The organism is bacterium (assembly GCA_040755795.1).
In the GTDB taxonomy this organism is placed as follows: domain Bacteria; phylum UBA9089; class CG2-30-40-21; order CG2-30-40-21; family SBAY01; genus JBFLXS01.
Genome location: JBFLXS010000454.1, coordinates 1 through 2,989 on the forward strand (window position 1 = coordinate 1; position 2,989 = coordinate 2,989).

Consider the following 2,989-nt stretch of genomic DNA (forward strand, 5'->3'; position numbering starts at 1 on the left):
GATTTTAAGGAAAGATTAAAGGGGAGGACAAACCGATATGGGTAGGATTTAAGGATGGGAGGTGTAATTATTACATAATCTCTCTAATCCTACTTCTGATGCGGGATTAGAATAGGTCCGACCCTCATTTTTTAATAGGGAGGAATTTAGATAAGGTATTGGTAATAAATTTAACCAGCGGGATAATATGAGAGTAAGGCATTCTTTTTGGGCCTATAATTCCAATGGCACCCCCGGGTTCATCCTCTATTTTATAAACCGCAGTGATAACACTACATTCATAAAAATCTTCGTAGTGATTTTCATGTCCAATAGTAATAGATATTTCCTCATCCTCTAAATGCTCCATTAAAACCTCACACAATAAGGATTTATTCTCGTATATTTTAAACAATCTTTTTAGTAACTCAATGTTCTCAAACTCAGGTTGATTGACTAAATTACTAAATCCTTCAAGATATACCTTCTGGAGTTGCGGGATGAGGCATAATCCAACATAATGAGAGAATGAAGATAGAAAGTGAGAGGTTTTTTCAATTATCTCTTCTTCCTGCTTGGTCTTTTCATAGCCTTGAATAATCTCCTCTTTTTCTTTCTTATCTAAAGAGTCATTTTCCATTAACGAATTTACATATAACCTGTATCCTTTATCCGTAGGTGTTCTACCGGCAGATGGATAAGGTTGGGTGATATATTCAGTTCGTTCTAAATCTGCCATTACATTGCGAATCGTGGCGGATGATAAACTAAATATATCTGACAATGCCTTTGAGCTAACCGGCTTACCTGTCAAGATAAAGTCCTCAATAATTGCCTTTAAGATTTCTTTATTTCTTTCTTCATAAGATGGGGTTTTCATTGTAAATCCTCCCTCCCATTTTTTGGTAAATGGTAACTGGTGAATGGTAATTAGTTATCAATTACCAGTTACTAATTTAATCGATTACTTACTTTTAATTTCGTGAAGCCCTATTTTGAGTAGTGTATTTATTTATACTTGAAGAGGGCATAATTTACGATTCTGTATTTGCTTAGGTTGTCAGGTTCAAGGTTCAAAGGTTCAAGGTTCAGTTCAGGGTTCCATGTTTAAGGTTGGTTACATGTATTCCTCAACCCTGAACCTTGAACCCTGAACCTGTGAACCCCGGAACTGAGAATCTAACTTACAAAAATCACAGATTATGCCCTTGTTGAGTATAATTACACTTATGTGATCTAATTTATTTCTATGTCTTCTTTGTTCCTCTGTGTCTCTGCGGTAAATTACCACCTGAACGGTTACCCAAAAAGTATAAAATGGTGATATGAAACATACCGTCTTTCAGCAAGTATTTCTTAAATAGCTACTACTTCAATATCTCTTTTTTTAACTTCTTCTCTTTTTCCATAGAAGAGAAATGGAATCTTATTGAATTCAGCTTCTACTATTTTTTCCATCTCTTTTTTAGTGGGGATACTGATAAAATTACCATCTCTATCAAGCTGAAATTCCCCAACAATCAGGATTCCTTTTTCTGTCTTACATAATACAGGAATCTTCCAAATCTGATTTTTTAAATCAAACCTTGGGGTACCAGGTGCAGTTAAATGTCCTATATTTTCATAAAGATATTTTCTTACTTTTTCATAGATTTCCATATCCTAACCCCCTTAAATGAATATTTTTCCCATGCCTCAAAAAATATATCCCTTTCCTTACTCAAATCTTTTTCAAGTCCAGGATCATGATAATAGATTCTCTCTTCATCTAAACCAATGATAGTTACGAAGTGGCCAAAACCTACTATCCCTCCATATAAAACTGAAGGCGATAGAAGAGCGATTATTGGGTGCTTATTTTCTAACAATTCCTTCAAATCTTTTATGGTAATATTTTCTATTACTTCTGAGTCAAACCCTAAGTTTTTAGCTCCTTCAGCAATCTCCTCACAGGTATTTCCCATCCATCCTGTTTCACATGCCATTTCAAGTTCATTCTCGGAATAATTCATGTCTTCAAAAGCCAAAATCATTCTTAGGCAAGCAGGGCCACATGTTGTACTCTTCTCTTGTTTAAAGTAAGGGACTATTATCTTCAATTACCATCTCCTTTCTAAATCCTACCACATCACTGTTATGTCTTTTATTCCCCGTTGCCTATTCATCTTGCAAACACTTCCATGATTCAGTTCTGATAGGGAATTCCACTCCTCTTTCCTTTCCATCTTGTTAGATTATAGTGTATCACTAAGGTAGATTGTTGTCAACTATTAAATTTAATATTTTGTAACCGTTCAGGTGAGAGCGTTGCGTAGGACTTAAGGCTATATCTATGGTCCCAGGCATTGCTTTACTTCATTTTCTGCCATCTTTTGCTTATTAAATTTGCTCCAGAGGAGCAATCTGTTTGTAGAAAAAAAATGTCCACCTATAACATAAAGCTCCATAGGAGCGACCTAAATCATTCAATCCATTCAAACAAATATCTTTCATCGTATTCAATTTTATTTTTTTTAAGCCATTTTTCAGGTCGCTCCTCTGGAGCTAATTTTTGGTTAATTTGATTCATCCTACAAACAGATTGCCTCTACGAGGCTAATTATTTTTTGGAGTTACAACTATATAGCATTTCCTCCTCTTGATGTCAACTAAGCAGATTATTTCTTTTTTGTCACTTTGGCATCTTTTATCACCCAAAACTCTTCCAAACCTACACCATAACTAAAAGTCATTTGCAACGCTCTCGTTCAGGTGAGAGCGTTGCGTAGGACTTAAGGCTATATCTATGGTCCCAGGCATTGCTTTACTTCATTTTCTGCCATCTTTTGCTTATTAAATTTGCTCCAGAGGAGCAATCTGTTTGTAGAAGAAAACCCACCCATCACATAAAGCTCCATAGGAGCGACCTAAATCATTCAATACATTTTTTGTTCACGGGCTTGAATAATACCTGTGATGTATTTCTGCAATTCTTCCCTATGTTGTTTACGAATGAGATGCTGTCTGCCTT

General features: G+C 35.4%; 3 protein-coding genes. All 3 read right to left on the reverse strand.

The window, feature by feature from the left end:
• Positions 1-124: 124 nt before the first annotated feature.
• Positions 125-859 (reverse strand): hypothetical protein, encoded by a 735-nt coding sequence (locus tag AB1414_18210; GenBank protein MEW6609349.1) that lies wholly within the window; start codon positions 857-859, stop codon positions 125-127.
• 476 nt (positions 860-1,335) lie between these two features.
• Positions 1,336-1,638: a hypothetical protein gene (locus AB1414_18215; GenBank protein MEW6609350.1), complete on the reverse strand. Its 303-nt coding sequence runs from the start codon at positions 1,636-1,638 to the stop codon at positions 1,336-1,338.
• Positions 1,617-2,078, reverse strand: coding sequence for a cysteine peptidase family C39 domain-containing protein (locus tag AB1414_18220; GenBank protein MEW6609351.1), 462 nt, complete (start codon positions 2,076-2,078; stop codon positions 1,617-1,619). Before AB1414_18220 ends, AB1414_18215 begins: the two co-directional genes overlap by 22 nt.
• Positions 2,079-2,989 lie beyond the last annotated feature (911 nt).

Excerpts from the sequence above, each read along its gene's own strand:
- AB1414_18210 (MEW6609349.1), bottom strand. The coding sequence starts at position 859 with ATGAAAACCCCATCTTATGAAGAAAGAAATAAAGAAATCTTAAAGGCA.
- AB1414_18215 (MEW6609350.1), bottom strand. The coding sequence starts at position 1,638 with ATGGAAATCTATGAAAAAGTAAGAAAATATCTTTATGAAAATATAGGA.